The organism is Gammaproteobacteria bacterium (genome assembly GCA_033344735.1).
Classification (GTDB): domain Bacteria; phylum Pseudomonadota; class Gammaproteobacteria; order UBA4575; family UBA4575; genus UBA1858.
In genome coordinates this window covers 2,323,789-2,341,348 of the sequence record JAWPMW010000001.1, presented here as the reverse complement: position 1 = coordinate 2,341,348, position 17,560 = coordinate 2,323,789, and the positions used below count along the sequence as shown (strand labels likewise).

19 protein-coding genes and 2 tRNA genes are annotated in these 17,560 nt (G+C 40.1%); 11 read left to right on the top strand and 10 right to left on the bottom strand.

Annotated features, from left to right (window positions below):
• Positions 1-32: 32 nt before the first annotated feature.
• Positions 33-773, bottom strand: coding sequence for an RNA methyltransferase (locus R8G33_12025; GenBank protein ID MDW3096392.1), 741 nt, complete (start codon positions 771-773; stop codon positions 33-35).
• 76 nt (positions 774-849) lie between these two features.
• Here R8G33_12025 and R8G33_12020 point away from each other — a divergent pair, with 76 nt between their 5' ends.
• On the top strand, positions 850-1,638 hold the full coding sequence (locus tag R8G33_12020) for an inositol monophosphatase family protein (GenBank protein MDW3096391.1): 789 nt from the start codon (positions 850-852) through the stop codon (positions 1,636-1,638).
• 3 nt (positions 1,639-1,641) lie between these two features.
• Here R8G33_12020 and secF read toward each other — a convergent pair whose 3' ends face one another.
• The 5 genes from secF to queA form a co-directional block, all read right to left on the bottom strand.
• Positions 1,642-2,574 (bottom strand): protein translocase subunit SecF, encoded by a 933-nt coding sequence (secF, locus tag R8G33_12015; GenBank protein MDW3096390.1) that lies wholly within the window; start codon positions 2,572-2,574, stop codon positions 1,642-1,644.
• 5 nt (positions 2,575-2,579) lie between these two features.
• Complete coding sequence (gene secD / locus R8G33_12010; protein ID MDW3096389.1) at positions 2,580-4,448, bottom strand: protein translocase subunit SecD; 1,869 nt, start codon at positions 4,446-4,448, stop codon at positions 2,580-2,582.
• Positions 4,449-4,519: 71 nt separating this feature from the next.
• Entirely contained in the window at positions 4,520-4,846 is a 327-nt protein-coding gene (gene yajC / locus R8G33_12005; GenBank protein MDW3096388.1) for a preprotein translocase subunit YajC, read from the bottom strand.
• Between the two features lie 58 nt (positions 4,847-4,904).
• The gene (tgt, locus tag R8G33_12000; protein MDW3096387.1) at positions 4,905-6,029 is read right to left on the bottom strand and encodes a tRNA guanosine(34) transglycosylase Tgt; all 1,125 of its coding nucleotides are present in this window, start codon (positions 6,027-6,029) and stop codon (positions 4,905-4,907) included.
• A 17-nt stretch (positions 6,030-6,046) separates the two neighbouring features.
• The gene (gene queA, locus R8G33_11995; protein MDW3096386.1) at positions 6,047-7,090 is read right to left on the bottom strand and encodes a tRNA preQ1(34) S-adenosylmethionine ribosyltransferase-isomerase QueA; all 1,044 of its coding nucleotides are present in this window, start codon (positions 7,088-7,090) and stop codon (positions 6,047-6,049) included.
• 106 nt (positions 7,091-7,196) lie between these two features.
• Between queA and R8G33_11990 the strand changes: the two genes are divergently transcribed.
• The 5 genes from R8G33_11990 (at position 7,197) to R8G33_11970 (ending at position 10,950) form a co-directional block, all read left to right on the top strand.
• A tRNA-Leu gene (locus tag R8G33_11990) sits at positions 7,197-7,281 on the top strand.
• A 155-nt stretch (positions 7,282-7,436) separates the two neighbouring features.
• Positions 7,437-7,513, top strand: a tRNA-Arg gene (locus R8G33_11985).
• A gap of 395 nt (positions 7,514-7,908) precedes the next feature.
• Complete coding sequence (locus R8G33_11980; GenBank protein ID MDW3096385.1) at positions 7,909-8,379, top strand: MarR family transcriptional regulator; 471 nt, start codon at positions 7,909-7,911, stop codon at positions 8,377-8,379.
• Positions 8,380-8,585: 206 nt separating this feature from the next.
• Positions 8,586-9,422, top strand: a complete 837-nt coding sequence (locus R8G33_11975; protein ID MDW3096384.1) for an OmpA family protein — start codon at positions 8,586-8,588, stop codon at positions 9,420-9,422.
• 4 nt (positions 9,423-9,426) lie between these two features.
• Positions 9,427-10,950 carry a hypothetical protein gene (locus R8G33_11970; GenBank protein ID MDW3096383.1) on the top strand — a complete coding sequence of 508 codons (1,524 nt, stop codon included), beginning with the start codon at positions 9,427-9,429 and terminating at the stop codon, positions 10,948-10,950.
• 14 nt (positions 10,951-10,964) lie between these two features.
• Here the strand turns inward: R8G33_11970 and R8G33_11965 are convergent, their stop codons facing one another.
• Genes R8G33_11965 through R8G33_11955 form a run of 3 tightly spaced genes read right to left on the bottom strand, consistent with a single transcriptional unit; the run spans position 10,965 to position 12,546 of the window.
• Positions 10,965-11,375, bottom strand: coding sequence for a hypothetical protein (locus R8G33_11965; GenBank protein ID MDW3096382.1), 411 nt, complete (start codon positions 11,373-11,375; stop codon positions 10,965-10,967).
• Positions 11,376-11,405: 30 nt separating this feature from the next.
• Positions 11,406-12,107 carry an HAD-IA family hydrolase gene (locus R8G33_11960; GenBank protein MDW3096381.1) on the bottom strand — a complete coding sequence of 234 codons (702 nt, stop codon included), beginning with the start codon at positions 12,105-12,107 and terminating at the stop codon, positions 11,406-11,408.
• A gap of 1 nt (position 12,108) precedes the next feature.
• Positions 12,109-12,546, bottom strand: a complete 438-nt coding sequence (locus R8G33_11955; protein ID MDW3096380.1) for a secondary thiamine-phosphate synthase enzyme YjbQ — start codon at positions 12,544-12,546, stop codon at positions 12,109-12,111.
• Positions 12,547-12,630: 84 nt separating this feature from the next.
• Between R8G33_11955 and ispG the strand changes: the two genes are divergently transcribed.
• The 5 genes from ispG (at position 12,631) to R8G33_11930 (ending at position 16,943) form a co-directional block, all read left to right on the top strand.
• Positions 12,631-13,863: a flavodoxin-dependent (E)-4-hydroxy-3-methylbut-2-enyl-diphosphate synthase gene (gene ispG, locus R8G33_11950; GenBank protein ID MDW3096379.1), complete on the top strand. Its 1,233-nt coding sequence runs from the start codon at positions 12,631-12,633 to the stop codon at positions 13,861-13,863.
• A 201-nt stretch (positions 13,864-14,064) separates the two neighbouring features.
• Entirely contained in the window at positions 14,065-14,223 is a 159-nt protein-coding gene (locus R8G33_11945; GenBank protein ID MDW3096378.1) for a hypothetical protein, read from the top strand.
• Positions 14,224-14,246: 23 nt separating this feature from the next.
• Positions 14,247-14,768, top strand: coding sequence for an FHA domain-containing protein (locus R8G33_11940; protein MDW3096377.1), 522 nt, complete (start codon positions 14,247-14,249; stop codon positions 14,766-14,768).
• 124 nt (positions 14,769-14,892) lie between these two features.
• Positions 14,893-15,516: an FHA domain-containing protein gene (locus R8G33_11935; protein ID MDW3096376.1), complete on the top strand. Its 624-nt coding sequence runs from the start codon at positions 14,893-14,895 to the stop codon at positions 15,514-15,516.
• Between the two features lie 347 nt (positions 15,517-15,863).
• Positions 15,864-16,943: a hypothetical protein gene (locus tag R8G33_11930; protein ID MDW3096375.1), complete on the top strand. Its 1,080-nt coding sequence runs from the start codon at positions 15,864-15,866 to the stop codon at positions 16,941-16,943.
• 10 nt (positions 16,944-16,953) lie between these two features.
• Here the strand turns inward: R8G33_11930 and R8G33_11925 are convergent, their stop codons facing one another.
• Positions 16,954-17,340 (bottom strand): S4 domain-containing protein, encoded by a 387-nt coding sequence (locus R8G33_11925; GenBank protein MDW3096374.1) that lies wholly within the window; start codon positions 17,338-17,340, stop codon positions 16,954-16,956.
• Positions 17,341-17,560 lie beyond the last annotated feature (220 nt).

Genomic DNA, 17,560 nt, shown 5'->3' with positions numbered 1-17,560 from the left:
CGACAGTGAACTGAGCATTATATTATCATAACTCACTGTTTTATAATGTTTTTAAATACACCTCTAAGTATATTGATTTCCGCACTGGTAAGCTGAGAGCGGTCAAATAAGCGTCTCATTTTACGCATTAGCGGGGTCGGATTATCCTTATCTAAAAACTCAATTTTTTCCAATGTTTGCCACAAGTGCTCATAAAATCCTTCTCTCTCACCTACAGGTGCGATCTTTTTAGCCGAAAGAGCATCACTATTGGTATCTTTCTGGAGTGCTGTAGACTCAGTAGCGTGCCATTCATAGCATAAAATTTGGATTGCAGCGGCAATATTCAACGACCCATATTCGCTATTTGAAGGTATTGTGCAAATGCATGTGCATAAATCAATTTCGTCATTATTCAGACCATTTCTTTCGCGTCCAAATACCCAAGCAACGTCAGTTTGCTCTAAATCATTAGACATTTCCTGGATTAGCTGTTTTGGCGTGACTACAGGTGCGGATATTTTTCGATTACGCGCGGTAATACCCACGACTTTCTGACAATCCGCTATTGCAGCAGTCAACGAATCATATTGCTGGGCATTTTCAAGTATATCTGCTGCTCCGGAAGCACGTGCAAAGGCAACTGGACTGGGAAATTCTTTTGGATGAACCAAGCCCAAGTCATACACACACATTGTTTTCATAGCACGCGCTGCAGCACCTATGTTCCCAGGGTGTGATGTCTCTACCATCACTACTCTAGGTGGCTTTATTTTAGTTTGATTCTGTTTCATTGATTATTAAGCTTACAAATTGATTCGTCTCTGCTACTCTTTGCCGCCAATTCCAATTTACCGCTTATTTACAAAAATGAAACCTGCATTAAATATTGCGGTCAGCGCAGCACGAGCAGCCGGTCAAGTCATATTACGCAATATGAATCGCATGCCGGAAATAAAAATTCATTCTAAAGGCATTAATGACTTTGTTAGCGAAGTGGATCATCAAGCTGAAAAGTCGATTATTTCCATTATTCAAAAAGCATACCCTAGTCATGCGATTCTTGCTGAAGAGTCTGGACAGCACTCAGGAGACGACTGTGAGTGGATTATTGATCCGCTTGATGGCACTACTAATTACCTTCATGGTGTTCCTCAGTTCTCAGTCTCCATAGCTATGCGCGAAAAAAATAAGCTTCAATTAGGCGTGGTCTACGACCCACTAAAGGAAGAATTATTTTGTGCGTCACGCGGAGAAGGTGCCACATTAAACAATCGACGCATCCGAGTGAGCAAACAGCGTGATTTATCCGGCAGCCTAATAGGGACAGGACTTCCTTACCGGGACAACCAAGAGCTAGATGTTTACTTAGCCACCTTGCGTGCCTTATTGGCCGAGACTTCGGGGATACGACGTGCAGGTTCAGCAGCTTTAGACCTCGCTTATGTAGCCGCTGGAAGATTCGATGGCTTCTGGGAGTTTGGTTTAAATACTTGGGATATTGCTGCCGGCGTATTACTCATCCAAGAAGCAGGCGGCTTAGTTAGCGACCTAGAAGGCGGACACACTTATTTGGAATCTGGCAATATCGTGGCTGCCAACTCACAACTGTATAAAAATTTAATTACTACATTAAATACTGCTGCAAGATCTGCCTAAACGTTACGGTAGTTCATCCACTTCTTCATTTTCTTTTTCGTCTGGAATCAGATCTTCTGAGGAAACATTTAACAACACTAGCATAGTGCTTGCGATATAAATTGAAGAGTAAGTTCCTACTACCACACCTACTATTAAAGCTAATGCAAAAGAGTGTATTACTTCACCACCAATAAAAAACAGTGCGAGCAGCACCAACAAAGTGGTTAATGAAGTGACCAAAGTACGGGATATAGTTTGATTTATAGAACCATTAATTACTTCTAACGGCGTCCACTTACGCATACGCCGAAAATTTTCACGAATACGGTCAAACACAACAATGGTGTCATTCAAACTATAACCAATCACTGCTAATACTGCCGCTAGCACAGTAAGATCAAATGGAGCTTGAGTCACTGAGAAAAATCCTATAGTGATTATCACATCGTGTATCAATGCGGCTACCGAACCAAGAGAAAACCGGTATTCAAATCTAAGTGCGACATAAATCAAAATGCCGAACAGCGCATATAACACTGCCAGCCCACCATCATCTCTCAACTCCTCACCCACTTGAGGACCTACGAACTCAACACGCCGCATAGATAAATCGCCTGTTGACTGTAACGCTGCTAAGACCTGATTACTTAATTCAGCAGCATTAAGATCGTTTGCTGCTGGCAAACGAATTAGTACATCTTTCGCAGTACCAAAATGCTGTACGATTGCGTCTTCAAAAGTTGCATTTTCTAATGCAGCTCTAATAGGCTCTAATTCAGCGGCTTGCTGATATCCAACCTCAACCAGCGTACCACCAGTAAAATCAATGCCAAGGTTTAAACCACGAATTGTTAGCGAAGCAATAGAGACAACAATTAAAATCGCCGAGATAATCCAGGCAATATTTTTCTTGCCAAGAAAATCAATATTTAATGAGTCTTTAAGTAATTGCATAATCTCTATATCGCCAAGACTGGCGCCTTTTTATTTCCGTAAATTAAATTAATTATTGCACGCGTACCCATAATGGCAGTGAGCATTGAACACATAATTCCAATGGAAAGTGTCACTGCGAATCCTTTAATAGGCCCGGTACCAAAAGTAAATAGAACTATTGCGGCTATTAGTGTAGTAACGTTTGCATCTGCAATGGTAGATAGCGCTTTTGCATAACCTGAATGAATACTTGCTTGCGGTGAATTACCATTACGCAACTCTTCACGAATCCGCTCAAATATCAGCACGTTGGCATCGACCGCCATACCCACCGTCAACACTATTCCGGCAATGCCTGGTAACGTTAAAGTGGCCCCAGGAATCATCGACAAAATAGCAATAATTAGCAATAAATTTACTGTCAGAGCAATGTCCGCAACAATGCCGAACACACGATAGTAAATCACCATGAATATCATTACTAAAATCATGCCCAAAATAACCGAGCGTTTACCCTGATCAATATTCTGCTGCCCCAAGCTTGGGCCCACAGTGCGCTCTTCAATAATACTCATTGGTGCAGCTAGTGCGCCAGCTCTTAATAGCAGTGCTAAGTTACGCGCTTCTCGCGTAGAATCTAAACCCGTTATCTGAAAACGATGACTTAGTTCATCTTGAATACGCGCAATATTAATTACTTCTTCGACTTTACGAGTGCGTGACTTCAATTCTCCATTTTCATCTTTGTAGTATTCAGTCTTATTTTCAATAAATACTACCGCCATTAAGCGCTTAATATTTTCACCCGTAATCTTCCTAAATTTTCTAGCTCCTTCACCATCTAAATTTATAAATACGGCTGGACCAGCCGAATCTTGGTCAATACCTGACGATGCATCAGTGATGTATTCACCCTCTAATTTAGGTTTACGTTTAAGTAATACAGGGTTGCCATCACGCTCAAAATAAAGCTTATCTCCAATTGGTACTTGCCCTGACTGATTTGCTGCAAATGCATCTGCCTGCTCATCTACCATGCGAAATTCAAGTGTCGCCGTGGCACCTAAAATATTTTTAGCTTGAGTAGTATCTTGAACACCAGGCAATTGAACGACAATACGATCCAATCCTTGTCTTTGTATTACCGGTTCAGCAACCCCCAATTCATTAACTCGCTTTCGTAGCGTGGTGGTATTTTGCTGCACTGCAAAAGTTTGTATCTCTTGCCTAGCTGCATCCTTAAAATCTACCCTAAGATCAAATCCTTTTTCAGAATTAACTTCAGCGAAATCTAAATCAGTGCGAAAGTTATCTTTTAGTTCTTCTAATCCTGCTTGTAAGTTTTCTTGATCACGAAACTTTACAGTTAAACCAACCCCATCATTACTAACAGACACGTAACGAATTTTTTTATCGCGTAATGCGGTTCTAAATTCACCCTCATAACGATCCAACGCCTTGACCACAGCTGCATTCATATCCACCTGCAACAAGAAATGCACTCCGCCGCGTAAATCTAAACCCAAGCTCATCGGACTCGCATTTAATGCACGTAACCACCCTGGCACTGCGGGCGCAAGGTTTAATGCAACAATGTGTTGTGAATCTAGCGCTGTTTTCAATTCATCTGCAGCAATCAATTGACTGTCAGTATCAGAAAAACGAACTAATAGTTGCTGGGATTCAGTTTTTTCTATGCCTTTGCTATCTAGTTCGCTTTTAGTAAGCGCCGCTTCAACTTGTGCCTGTAAGCCAGCAGGTAATTCACCACTGTCATGAGAAATCTGAATAGAAGGATCTTCTGGAAATAAGTTGGGTAATGCATAGATAGCAGCAACAACTAATATGCATAGTAGCATTGCATTTTTCCAAAATGGATAATGATTTAACATGTGATTTTCTCGATACTCGCTTTGTTCTTGTATATTATTAAAATAATTCTTAGCTGCTTATCACCAAGCATTTAGTCTTGACTCAATGTGCCTTTAGGTAGCACGCTTGAAATTGCATGTTTTTGAACTTTAATAACCACATTCTCGGTAAGTTCGATACGAATAATGTCGTCTCCAACACCTTTGATTTTCCCCATCATTCCGCCATTTGTGACAACTTCATCACCTTTACTGAGTGAATTCATCAAAGCGTTGTGTTCTTTTGTTCTTTTTTGCTGAGGACGAATTATCATGAAATACATAATGGCAAAAAATATACCGATCATTATCAACATTTCTGTACCACCACCGGCAGCAGCAGGTGCGGCCTCGGCATGTGCATCATTTATTAAAAACATTTTTTATCCTCCATCACTAATCTTTTAGACACTACCGGCCCAAATACGAAGCGACGTATTATGCCACAGAAGACTCGCTTGTCTGCCTAGCCATATAAAATTCATCGTAAAACTTAGCAAAGCAGCCTTCTAGTATGGCTTCACGCATGGTTTTCATCAGACCATGAAAATAATTTAGATTATGAATCGTATTGAGCCTGCCGCCCAACATTTCGCCACATTTATCCAAATGCTTTAAATAGGCACGAGAATAGTGCTGACAAGTGTAGCAATCACAATGCTCATCGATAGGGCGCTCATCGTACTGATATTTTTGATTGCGAATTCTTAATACACCTGAACTGGTATATAAGTACCCATTGCGTGCATTTCTGGTCGGTATGACACAGTCAAACATGTCTATTCCTCGCGCGACAGCCTCCACAATATCTTCAGGTTTACCTACTCCCATTAGATAACGCGCCTTGTTTTCAGGCATTTTATACCTTAAGTATTCCAGCACACGAATACGCTCTTCTGCCGGTTCGCCGACAGACAAGCCTCCAATGGCATAACCATCAAAACCTATTTCTTTCAACCCGGACAATGATTCTTCCCGCAAATCGTCATACATTCCTCCTTGGACAATGCCAAATAGGGCAGCACTACTCTCACCATGCGCATCTTTGCTTCGTTTAGCCCAGCGCGCAGATAATCGCATAGAACTTGCAGCTTGTTCGTGTGTTGCTGGGAACGGTGTGCATTCATCAAAAATCATCACGATATCAGACCCCAAGCCACGTTGGACTTGCATAGATTTTTCTGGGTCCAGATCAACTATGGAACCATCAATGGGCGATTTAAATGTCACACCCTGCTCTGTGATTTTGCGATTAGCCGCTAGACTAAACACTTGAAAACCACCTGAGTCTGTCAAAATAGGGCCTGGCCAATGCATGAATTCCTGTAAACCACCCAGCTTTTGAATAACTTCTACACCCGGTCGCAACATTAGATGAAAAGTGTTACCCAAAATGATTTTACTACCACATGTTTGTAACTCTTCCGCCGTCACACCTTTAACAGCACCATAGGTTCCTACGGGCATAAAAATAGGTGTGGGCAACTCTCCACGACGTGTTTGCAAAGTTCCCGCGCGTGCGCCCTGACTAGTTGCATGTAAATTAAAATCAGCAATACCCATAATTAAATTTAGTAAGATTAACTTGTAATAAACATTGCATCACCATAACTATAAAAGCGATAACGTTTGTTAATTGCATGTTGATAGGCGCTTTGAATTTTCTCGTGACCCGCTAGTGCACTAATAAGCATTAGCAAGGTGGAGCGTGGCAAATGAAAATTTGTAATTAATGCATCAACCACTTTAAATTCAAAGCCAGGATAAATAAATATATCGGTATCCCCGGTAAATGCTTTCAATACACCATTTAAGGCTGCAGATTCCAATGCACGCACACATGTAGTACCCACAGCGATTACTCGTCCCCCGTTATTTTTTGTCTGCTGAATTTTATCGCACACAGATTGTGGCACATGCGCAAATTCTGAATGCATTTGATGCTGACTGGGATCCTCTACTTTAACCGGTTTAAAAGTTCCCGCACCAACATGCAAAGTAATTGTAGCCGTATCAATCTGTTGTTGCTTTAAATTATCTAACAACACTTGCGTAAAGTGCAGTCCTGCGGTCGGCGCAGCGACTGCACCAAGCTTATTAGCATAAACCGTTTGATAACGCGATTTATCATTATCAGTATCCTCACGCTCAATATAAGGCGGAAGTGGCATATGCCCATAGCGTTGGAATATCTCAATTGAGGGTAATTCTGAGAGTATCTCCAAAATAAAGAATTCCTCATCACGCCTGCATACCTGTATGCTGATATCTTCATCAATATTTAGTAAAGAACCTTCCTTAGGTGTCCGATTTGATTTTAATTGAGCTTTAACTAAACCATCATCCAGTATTCGTTCAGCAAGAATTTCTACTTTACCGCCACTCTGTTTATTGGCAAATAAGCGTGCGGGGAACACTTTTGTGTCATTCAATACCAGTAGATCTCCAGATTGCAAATAATCTTGAATATCAGCAAAGCACTTATCGACGAATTGGTCTTCACATTTAGACACTATCAGTAACCGGCTGCTATCTCTATTTGGTGCTGGCTGCAATGCAATTAGCTCATTTGGCAGATCATAATCGAAGTCGTCAGTGGTAAATTCTAGTGGGTTTTGTTTCATTAAAGTTTGTTGAGAATAAATAATAAAGACGACATTAATTAACAGGTTATCCAGGCACGTTTGATGTTATGAAACTTTAGGTTACACTTCGCGAACCTTAACATATGCCGGGGTGGCGGAATTGGTAGACGCGCCGGATTCAAAATCCGGTTTCTTCGGAAGTGCGAGTTCGATTCTCGCCCTCGGCACCATGTCATGTCCATCGCTCTAAAAGAGAGCGTAGGACAACAATGTGGTCTGTAACTTCAAATCACACAATTTGTCTACCTCCACCCATATTGGCAATACAATCCCTAATTTCATCACTTGGCTAACTGCCTGTTAAAATATCTCAGCAACTCTAATGGCCCCGGTAGCTCAGCTGGATAGAGCGTCCCCCTCCTAAGGGGAAGGTCGCACGTTCGAATCGTGCTCGGGGCGCCAACCCCCAAATAAATATTTAAATAGAATCATTAAGTTATCTAATGCCTATACAAATATAATTTACAATTCTTATCACTTTGTATTGACGTTAACGACAAATAAAATTGAATAATTATATGACTACTAAGACAGTAAGCCTCCATCAAAGTCTTTGAATTTAATGCATTTATTCAATCAAATTAGAGTATCAATCTACTTAATTTAATTCTTGTCGTATACAGTCTTTTGGTATCGGTCAATTTTTATACTATTGTTACTGTTAACAATTGCTTTGTTTTAAAAAAAAGAATGCTATAACGCTTCAACAAAATAATTGGCGGCTAGTTTTGGCTGGGTCTATCCGCATCAAAACATAAATATGACATTATTTTATAGACGAGGCCGAAACAAAGATAATGAGTAAATTAAAGAAACTCACCAACACAGAGTTAAAATCTTTTACTAGATCCTTCCTTCAATGCGGAGATCATTTACACACGCTATGCCGATTAGAAGTTAATAATCGTTTATCTAAATATGATGTGAAATATAGTCAGTGGTTAATATTAGATTGTTTAACTCAGGAACAAGTTGATAACCCCTCTAAAGTTGCATCTCAGTTAGGAATGGAAAGGGCAACCGTCAGTCGTAGTTTAGATATTTTAGAATCGCGCAACTTAGTCAGCCGTACTCATAATCTGACTGATAGGCGCGTGGTCGAAATCCAGGTTACAGCACAGGGTAGAAAGATTGCACAATTAGGTGTCCAGCGCCTAGAACAAATAGTCCAATCTGTGACTTCAGATCTATCCAATTCACAAGTGGCAAGTACATTTGAGTTACTAGATGTAATCAAAGACAATCTAAATGAAAAAATCGCTCGATAGATTAAGCACATAGATATCTCAGTTAATCTAGATACTCTCAATAATTCTAATTAGTTAATTAATTCGTCATCCTTGATTCATATCTGAGGCACATTGTGTTTGGGATGTGTAGAGAACATTGCTTCTTTGCCGCAAGCAGGCAATACTTACACCATAACTAATAATAATAGACAGACGATAACTTGGCTCCCAAGTTAATTAAGCTTATGCCTGAAAATACACAGAATAGACAACCCCAATGCCCGTTATGGATTTGGGCAATTTTGCTAGTCGGCCTGATTTTGCTCTATTTTCTCTATTCTCGAGCAACAACAGAAAAAGCACAGGAAATTCAACAAGATATTCAAGTCCGCTCTACGAAAAATTTGCTTGAATCCGGTCAAAACAGCAAAGTTCAAGTCGCAACTGACGGGCGTGATGTGACCCTTAAAGGCTCAGTAAATAGCCAAGATGAGCGTAGCAGCGTTGAGAAAATCGTCTTAAGTACCGTTGGCGTCAGGCTTGTAGACAATCAGATAGAGGTGCAAGAGACTATCGTACCTGAGGCTATCAGTTCTGAGGAAGTCTCACCGGGAATCTCTGAATCGGCACCAAGCAAGTTACCAATCTTGAATGCTAAAGTAGAACCAATGCCGGCCGAATTTGCACCGCTAGAGGATGAAGCAACACTAGCGATAGAAATCGCTAAAGAAAAATTTAAACAATTAGATTTCAGCAATATTACTTTTGAAAAAAGTTCAGCAGCACTGACCACTACCGCACAGCAAACACTGGATAGCGCAGCTAATACACTTAATGAAAATCCAAGTGTTAGCATCAGCGTAAATGGACATACTGATAGCTCTGGAAATCCTGAATTAAATCTAGAAATCAGTAAAAAACGAGCTAAATCAGTATTTGACTATTTAGTCAGCGCTGGCATTGATGGCTCGCGTATTGAAGCGAATGGGTTTGGCGACCAATTCCCTATTGCTCCTAATGATACAAAAGCAGGTCGAATCAAAAATCGACGCATAGAAATTAAAGTTAAAAACGGAGAGTAACGATATGTCTTATCTTGTAGGCGAAATGGGAGCCTACTTATTAGTTGCAGCAGTTATTGGAGTACTAATAGGTTGGTTTTTAAGTCGATGCAAATGCAATAAAGCAATTGCCGAAATTGAATCACAAAAACAAGCATTAACTAGTGAATTTAATTCCGTAAAAGGCGAACTTGCTTCCACACAACAACAACTAACGGCATCTCAAAATTCTGTTGTGCAGTTACGCAGTGATGTAGCAATTGCCGAAGGTAATGCGCACCTAATGAGTTCTCGCTGGCAAAGCACCCTAAAACAAGCACGACAGACACCTAATCAACTAAAGTGGATCCAATCCTTACAAGTAAAGTTAGCAGACAAAAAGACTCAGCTTTCGCAGAATCGAAAGTTTGCAGAAGCTAAAGCATGGGAAGCCAAAGCTACTAAAGAAAATCTTACACGCGTTCATACTCGACTCACTGAAGTAGACACTAAAGTATCTAATTTGAAAGATTGGGTGTCAGTGTTCCAAACTAAGCTATTGAAAACTAAAACCGACTATGGTCAATTGCGCAGTTATGCTAATGCAGTAGCACAGAGTGATCGCGCTCATAGAGATAATTTAGCGCGCGCGCATAATCGCCTAACTGAGATTGAAAACAAACAACAGCCTTTACGAACTTGGATTCGAGTTTTCCAGACTAAATTAATGAAGACTAAATCTGACTACAATCAATTACGTAGTTATGCAGACAACATCCAAACCTCATTAAGTGCAAATGAAGATAACCTTAATCGCACTCACACCAGATTATCTGAAGTCACCAATGAACTTCAGAATTTGCGCGACCGTAGAAATAATCCTATGCCGCCATTACCACCACCCGTGGATGTCAGTGACAATAAAACATTGCGTTTAGTTGACCGTATTCGCCTACTAGGCACCTCTAAAAAAGAAGTATATGGCCGCATGCATAACCAGATCCGCGAAGCACGATTAGAGACAATTGAGACCGAACGTGTTCTTACTGATAGTTGTGAAGAAAAAGATGCAATCATTAATGATCTTCGCGTGCAGCTGCGAAAAACCGAAAATCGCGCACAAAAAGCACCGGTTGTTCAGCTAGATCAAAGCGTCAAAATTAAAGAACTTGAATCAGAATTAGCACAGGTCAAGGCTGAGTCACAATCACATACCGAGCTTGAAGACCAGATTCGCGAGCATAGATTTACTATTGATGCTTACCGCTCTAAGTTGAGTGAAACAAAAAATCAATTATTCACACAAAGAATTCAGAGCCCAGAAACTACAACTGAAGGTAAGATCCCGACACTAACCGATTCAGCTGTTGACGATTTAAAATTAATTAAAGGTGTGGGTCCTAAAATAGAGGGGATGCTAAATGATTTAGGTATTTACAAATTCTCTCAGATTGCCGCCTGGAAACAAAAAGATATCGATGAAATTTCCTCTAAGTTAGGCAGTTTTAAGGATAGAATTTCTCGCGATGACTGGGTCAAAAAGGCGCGCAAATTAGATAAAAACAAATAATAAAGATTCTCCACTTATTCAGCATCGGTGTCGGCTGATGCTGAATTTGTATTTTCATGTATGCGAATGCCCCGATCATCCAATGTCATTCTTGGGTATGGATTGATCCGGTCGCTAGTAAACTTCATTTCATTAGCAGTCATTGTCATACGATTACCATTAGTGCTTTGTATCACTAATGCTGCAGCTGACTTTTCAGGGACTTTCCAACTCCCATATTCTCCACCTTGTCCATCAATTAACTGGAACTCAAGCGCCTTAACTTTTCGCGCGAACACAATATCCTCGCCGCTATCAACTGAAATTACATCGTAGATTGAATAACCAACCAAGATAATAATAGCAATGCGCGTATTGCGTTGCAGAGTTTCAAGTGACTTTATTCGTTCTTCTAAAGTTTTACCTTGTTTTGCATTCTCCGACATTAAAACCTCCTAGTTATCCATATAATTACTTTAAATATTAAGTACTGCAGGCAGTTCAGTAAGGCAATGAACCACATGGTGAGGATTTTGCCCACCAGGCCAGGGTGCACGCTTATCGTTAAACCAAATTGCTTTGCAGCCTGCATCCATAGCACCTATCACATCTGTTTTCACAGAATCTCCTATATGTAAAATATCAGACAAAGGAACATCAGCAAATTGTGAAGCGACCTCAAACATTTTTGAATGGGGTTTACATACCCCGACTTCTTCTGCGGTAACCACAAAATCAAAATACTCTCCAATAGGTATTTGATCTAACTGTACATTACCGTTAGTTATAGCACCCAATATAAAGTGTCGTTTTAAAATTGATAATATTGACTCGCAAGATTCATAGGGTTCAACTTGATTGCGATAATAGCGGAACAATGTCATCGCTTGTTTTGCAAATTCTTCGTCGTAGCCAAACTCTTTGCCAAGCTCAAGCAATGAACAATATCTTACCTCAGTAACATCATGTGAAATATCCTTGCGACTAGCTTGTAGCACCATTCTCTTTTCCGTTAATTGCTGATGAGTATAAGTATTACTTACTTCAGGATAATTTTTTTTCATCCAAGAATAGAGCTCAGTCTCGGCTTTAATAATAGTAGGACCGACGGGCCATAGTGTATCGTCCAAATCCAAGGTGATACATTTAATGTTTTCAAATTGAATCGGTGTTTTCATTTCAGTTAATGTTTCCATGTATTGTCAGAGTGATTTGACGTACATGGCTTTGGCAGCGATGCTCCCACAAATATATGCCTTGCCATGTGCCTAAAACCAGTTGCCCCTCTGTCACAGGTAGAGTTAACTCTGTTTGTGTAATCACTGAACGTACATGGGCAGGCATATCATCTTCACCTTCACAGGTATGTACAAACATAGGATCACCGTCTGGTACTAGCTGTTTCATAAACGTTTCTAAATCTACCCTCACATCAGTATCTGCATTTTCGCAAATAATTAATGATGCGCTGGTATGGTGTACAAATACATGGCAAATACCTGTGGTAATAGCAGTAGTGTTAACTACAGATTGAATATCACCAGTAATTTCAATGGTCCCACGCCCAGATGTGGAAAATCGCAAAGTTTGCTGAAAATAACCGGCTGGTTTAGACATTGTTTTGTAAATCTTGCTTCGTTAAAACGACAGATGTTAGTTACACTATGCACAATTAAATAGTAACAAAATGCACTCACACATATGCAAACAAATTCCAATTCAGTACTAAGAAGAAAGACTACCGCAGTTAAAATTGGTGACGTCACTATGGGTAATAATTCTCCCATAGTCGTGCAATCAATGACCAACACTGACACTGCTGATATTGTACGTACGGCTACTCAAATTGCAGATCTTTCCAGAGCAGGTTCCGAGTTGGTACGCATCACCGTTAATAATCTAGAAGCAGCACGTGCGGTACCTTATATTAAAGAACAACTTGCACGTATGGATATCTCCGTGCCAATTGTGGGTGATTTCCATTTCAATGGTCATAAGTTGCTTAGCGAAGCGCCAGAATGCGCTGAACATTTAGACAAATATCGAATTAACCCTGGAAATGTGGGTCGTGGGAGTAAACGCGATAGCCAATTTGCATCAATGATTGAAACCGCATGTAAATATCAAAAGCCCGTGCGAATAGGCGTTAACTGGGGAAGCCTCGATCAGCAAATACTGGCTGAACAAATGGATATAAATCAACAGCTAGCTGAACCCAAATCTGCTGACGAAGTAATGCAAGAAGCTTTAATTACCTCTGCTTTAAATAGTGCAGGTTACGCAGAATCGCTTGGTCTTAGTGCCGATAAAATTGTTATTTCATGCAAAATCAGTAACGCACCTAAATTAATAGACGTATACAAGCAACTGTCTGAAAGATGTAATTATGCATTACATTTAGGCTTAACCGAAGCAGGTATGGGTATAAAGGGGACAGTGGCCTCAGCCGCCGCACTTGCCATATTACTTCAGCAGGGTATTGGAGACACCATTCGCGTTTCTCTAACACCACAACCAGGGGGCTCTCGCACAGAGGAAGTCCTAGTAGCGCAGGAAATTCTTCAATCACTCAATTTAAGGGCATTTAGTCCTGCGGTTACTTCATGTCCAGGGTGCGGTCGCACTACCAGTGATTACTTCCAAAAATTGGCTGATGATATTCAGTTATATTTACGCAATTCCATGCAGGAATGGAAACAAACCCTGCCTGGAGTAGAACATTTATCCGTCGCGGTCATGGGTTGCGTGGTAAATGGTCCAGGGGAAAGCAAACATGCAAATATTGGTATTAGCTTACCTGGCAGCGGAGAAGCGCCTGTCGCGCCTGTTTATATTGATGGGGAGAAATCATGTACGCTACGTGGCGACAATATCGCTGATGAATTCAAACAAATTGTCACAGATTATGTTCACGAAAATTATAAGATCAAATAAGTAGCATTAAATTTTGCGTCAGCAATTTGTCATAAATTAATTCTGCTTTAACTCTATTACAGTAAGTTACTTATGCTTATTCAAGCACTTTTATAAAAGACTTTTGTATAAGCACAGTTATCAAAAAATATAGGGAACTATCGGCTGTAAGGTAGTATCCTATTCACCAGAAGGTAATTTTGAGAACTACATACATATTTTATGGAAGTAATATCTAGTAAAGTTGAAGAAGGGCTTTCCACTCACGATATATCGTTATCGGTATTATTTGCGTTGTGGCTAATTCTAGGACTGGCAACCTATGCATTTGCTCTGTTTACAGTCTGGCTACCTGAGATTGAAAAACTCACAGTCATTTAAGCTCTTTGTAGACGGGGAAAAAAGTGTCAACAGTGATTACTCAAGAACGTAGAAGTTCTGAAGATCGTCGCACTATGATTGCGACGCCTTTGTATCCGTTTTTCGACTCTGATGACACTCTAGTCAGGCAGGACCGCAGATTCATACCTGAGCGTCGACTAAACAATATCACTCTAGAAGAACCTGCCAAACAAGAAATCGGCAATATCGACGGGGAACTAGGCAATAAACGTCTATTCATTTGGTTTCAGGACGAGATCCATGAGATCAAACGTGAAGATGATAATGTATGGATAGGGCGATCCTCTGATTGCTTAGCGAGTTTCTCCTCTAGATTCGTCTCACGCCAACATGCAAGGCTATATTTTGAGGACGGCGCATATTACCTAGAGGATGACAGCATTAACGGCACCTACATTAAAAATGATGATGGTGAAACCTTTATAACTAAAGGCAAAGTAGCCGTTAAAGGGAGTGGCGTTATTAGTCTCGGCGTACCTTTAGATCACTCAGAAAGTGACTTAATCCACTTCTTCATTGGTTAGCAATTAAACTCGTCTAAAGCTACTTCTAAATTTAAGCTAAATTTATCGGCTACATTTAACCGTTCTTCGGCTTTTTGTTTTATTGCTCATGCAGTTTTTTTCGGCTTGATTCATACTTCAGCGCATGTCTCAAAAACAATTCAAATCTGACGAAAAGCCTGCAGAGCGTCGAAAATGGGGAAAACGACCAACCTATCCATTCGTGGATAGTACAGGCGTGCTCGTCACAAAAAATCGTCGCATGTCTATTGATATCCGCGATGATGCAGAAAACCAAAAAGAGCAGGCCCAGATATCAGGCCGTAGAGCCAGCGATAAAGAAATTCTAGATAACTCAGACACAGCACCTGAGTTACCTTCTATTCTTCGAGATAATGACCTCACAAACGCGGCCATTCCTACATTAGAAACATCCACCTCGCTTGTGCAAAATATGGAATTATCATTTCAAAAGTGGAAAATTTCGTTATCAGTACAGGAACCTCGTTGTAGCCTAGGAAGAGATCAAAATTGTGATTTGGTGATATTAAATCGCTTCTCCTCACGCCGTCATGGTCGGCTAGAATGGCGTAACGGCCAATTCTACTTCTGCGATCATAGTTTTAATGGAACTTACATCGATTTCGACGATGGGCGCACCACTCACATTTGTCGTGACGAATGCATCCTCAGCGGATCAGGTGTCCTAAGTTTAGGTAAACCTTCCAATATTGATAAAGACTTTATTGTGCGCTTCACCATCAGCTAAATTTCTAGCCTTATATTTTAGCCAACACATCACAGAAACTTAATTTATAGCCGCATTCTGAGGCATTATTATCAATATTGATTACCCCAACAACAAATTAAGGGGACAAAATGTATAAACTCCACTTTCATTGAACTTACCATCACTCAAGCACTAAAAAATTCAAAGCTTCGTTTCAGTTCACATTTAGCGACAGAATATTGCCTAATTTAACTTTCAGGCGACCGTTTATTCGTTAAATTATGACGCTCATCACGGGCAAGCACTTCATTCAGCAATACTATAGTCACCAACAGATTCAGAGAAACTACGCTCTATATAAGAGCCTAACATTGAAGTGAATGACTATGCGACGTAAACAACTAATAGATACAACCGATAAAATCCAACAGGCCATTTCCGACAGCGAGCTGCTTGAACGATTGCATGTCCGCATTCTTGCATTAAGCAAACAAGGGAAGAAAATCCCTAATGTTGGTGACCTTTTAGCAGCGCTCAACAAATTTTCTATTTCAACCAGCAAGCTATCAGACGCAGAGAAAGAAGTTCTTAAGCAACTAGATTTGCATTACTTAAATGACCCCAAGAACTGGCCAAAACTAATTTCAACAGATCAACCAGAGTTGCTTAAAAGCATTTTTAGCAATTTACGTAGATTGCGTTCAAGTCTTGGATACTTTCAAAAAGTAATCTCTATAGGCCACGATGAACTTACAACACTGACTGGCGAAGATGAAACCATTTCTATTTTGTTGCTGGCAGATGAAAATACCAAAGATACACCTAAGAAAATCGCTTCCACACTTGAAAGCATTCAACAACTCTATAATTGCTTCGTTACACTCGAGCACATTGATAATCCTGAAGAACTTACCATTATCGGAATGGACTCTGGCAATGAAAAATCAATTGAGTTAACAGGTGAAAGTATCGTTCTAGAAAAAATGAAGGAACTACTGTATGGCGTTTGGATGCAAGTTTTGCCGTCACACAACCAATATCTAAGTGAACAGCTTAAATTAATTCTAAAGTCACTACCAATTCTTGAACGCATTGAAGAGCTGGCTAATACAGGCAGAATTGAGAAAGAAAAAGCTGCATTAGCTAAGCGTCAGTTAACTACAAGTCTTGAAGATTTAATTAGATCCAACACTATCATCGAAGAGATGTACGATCATTGGCAACAAGATCCACGTGTTGCAATGCAATTGACTCCACGCTTAACAACACAAAATGTCAAAGAAAGTGTAGCAAAGGAAGAACCTGAATTCGCCACACAGCAAAGCAAAAATCCCTTCATGAAAAATGAAGAAGACGAGCTAATTGCAACAACCAATACAAAGTCTGCTCCTCAAAAAGTCACCAGTTTAAATGATGGCGACAAATTAAGATTCATACGCTCTAAGAAGGTAGAAGCAAGCGAGTAAAAAATAAAGGTTACTTAGACTTACCCAACAATGCTCTAATTTTTTGACGCTCATGTTTATTGGGCTTTTTAATAGAACGAGGCATAGATTGGTTCAAAATCTTACGTTGCGCAGCAGATAACTCTCGTTGCGCAACACTGTTTTCACGTTCACAATATAATTCTTGTGCTTCTTTGGCAGACCTGCGTTGATCCATTAATTTGAGCACAACCACTTCTATCTTAAATTGCGCCTTAGTCAGCACAATAACATCATCTAGTTTCACTCTATATGAAGACTTAATTCTCTTTGTATTGACATGGACTTTTCCTCCCACGACAGCACTATTCGCCATACTGCGAGTTTTATAGAATCGCGCAGCCCATAGCCACTTATCAATACGTACCGGAGTCGACATCTAAGTACATTGTGTTAAAGAGTGTTTAAATTTTATGGCATATAAACCTGATAATTACCACTTAAAATAGAAATTACACAGTTCGTCGATTTGAAAAAAGATGAAATACTTTTGAAAGATTCCTTCAATACCGTGCGCACAAATTTTAATTCTATTCTCACTTCACTATTGGAGATTTATAATGTCTATACTGGATACTCACGATAATTCACTAATCTGC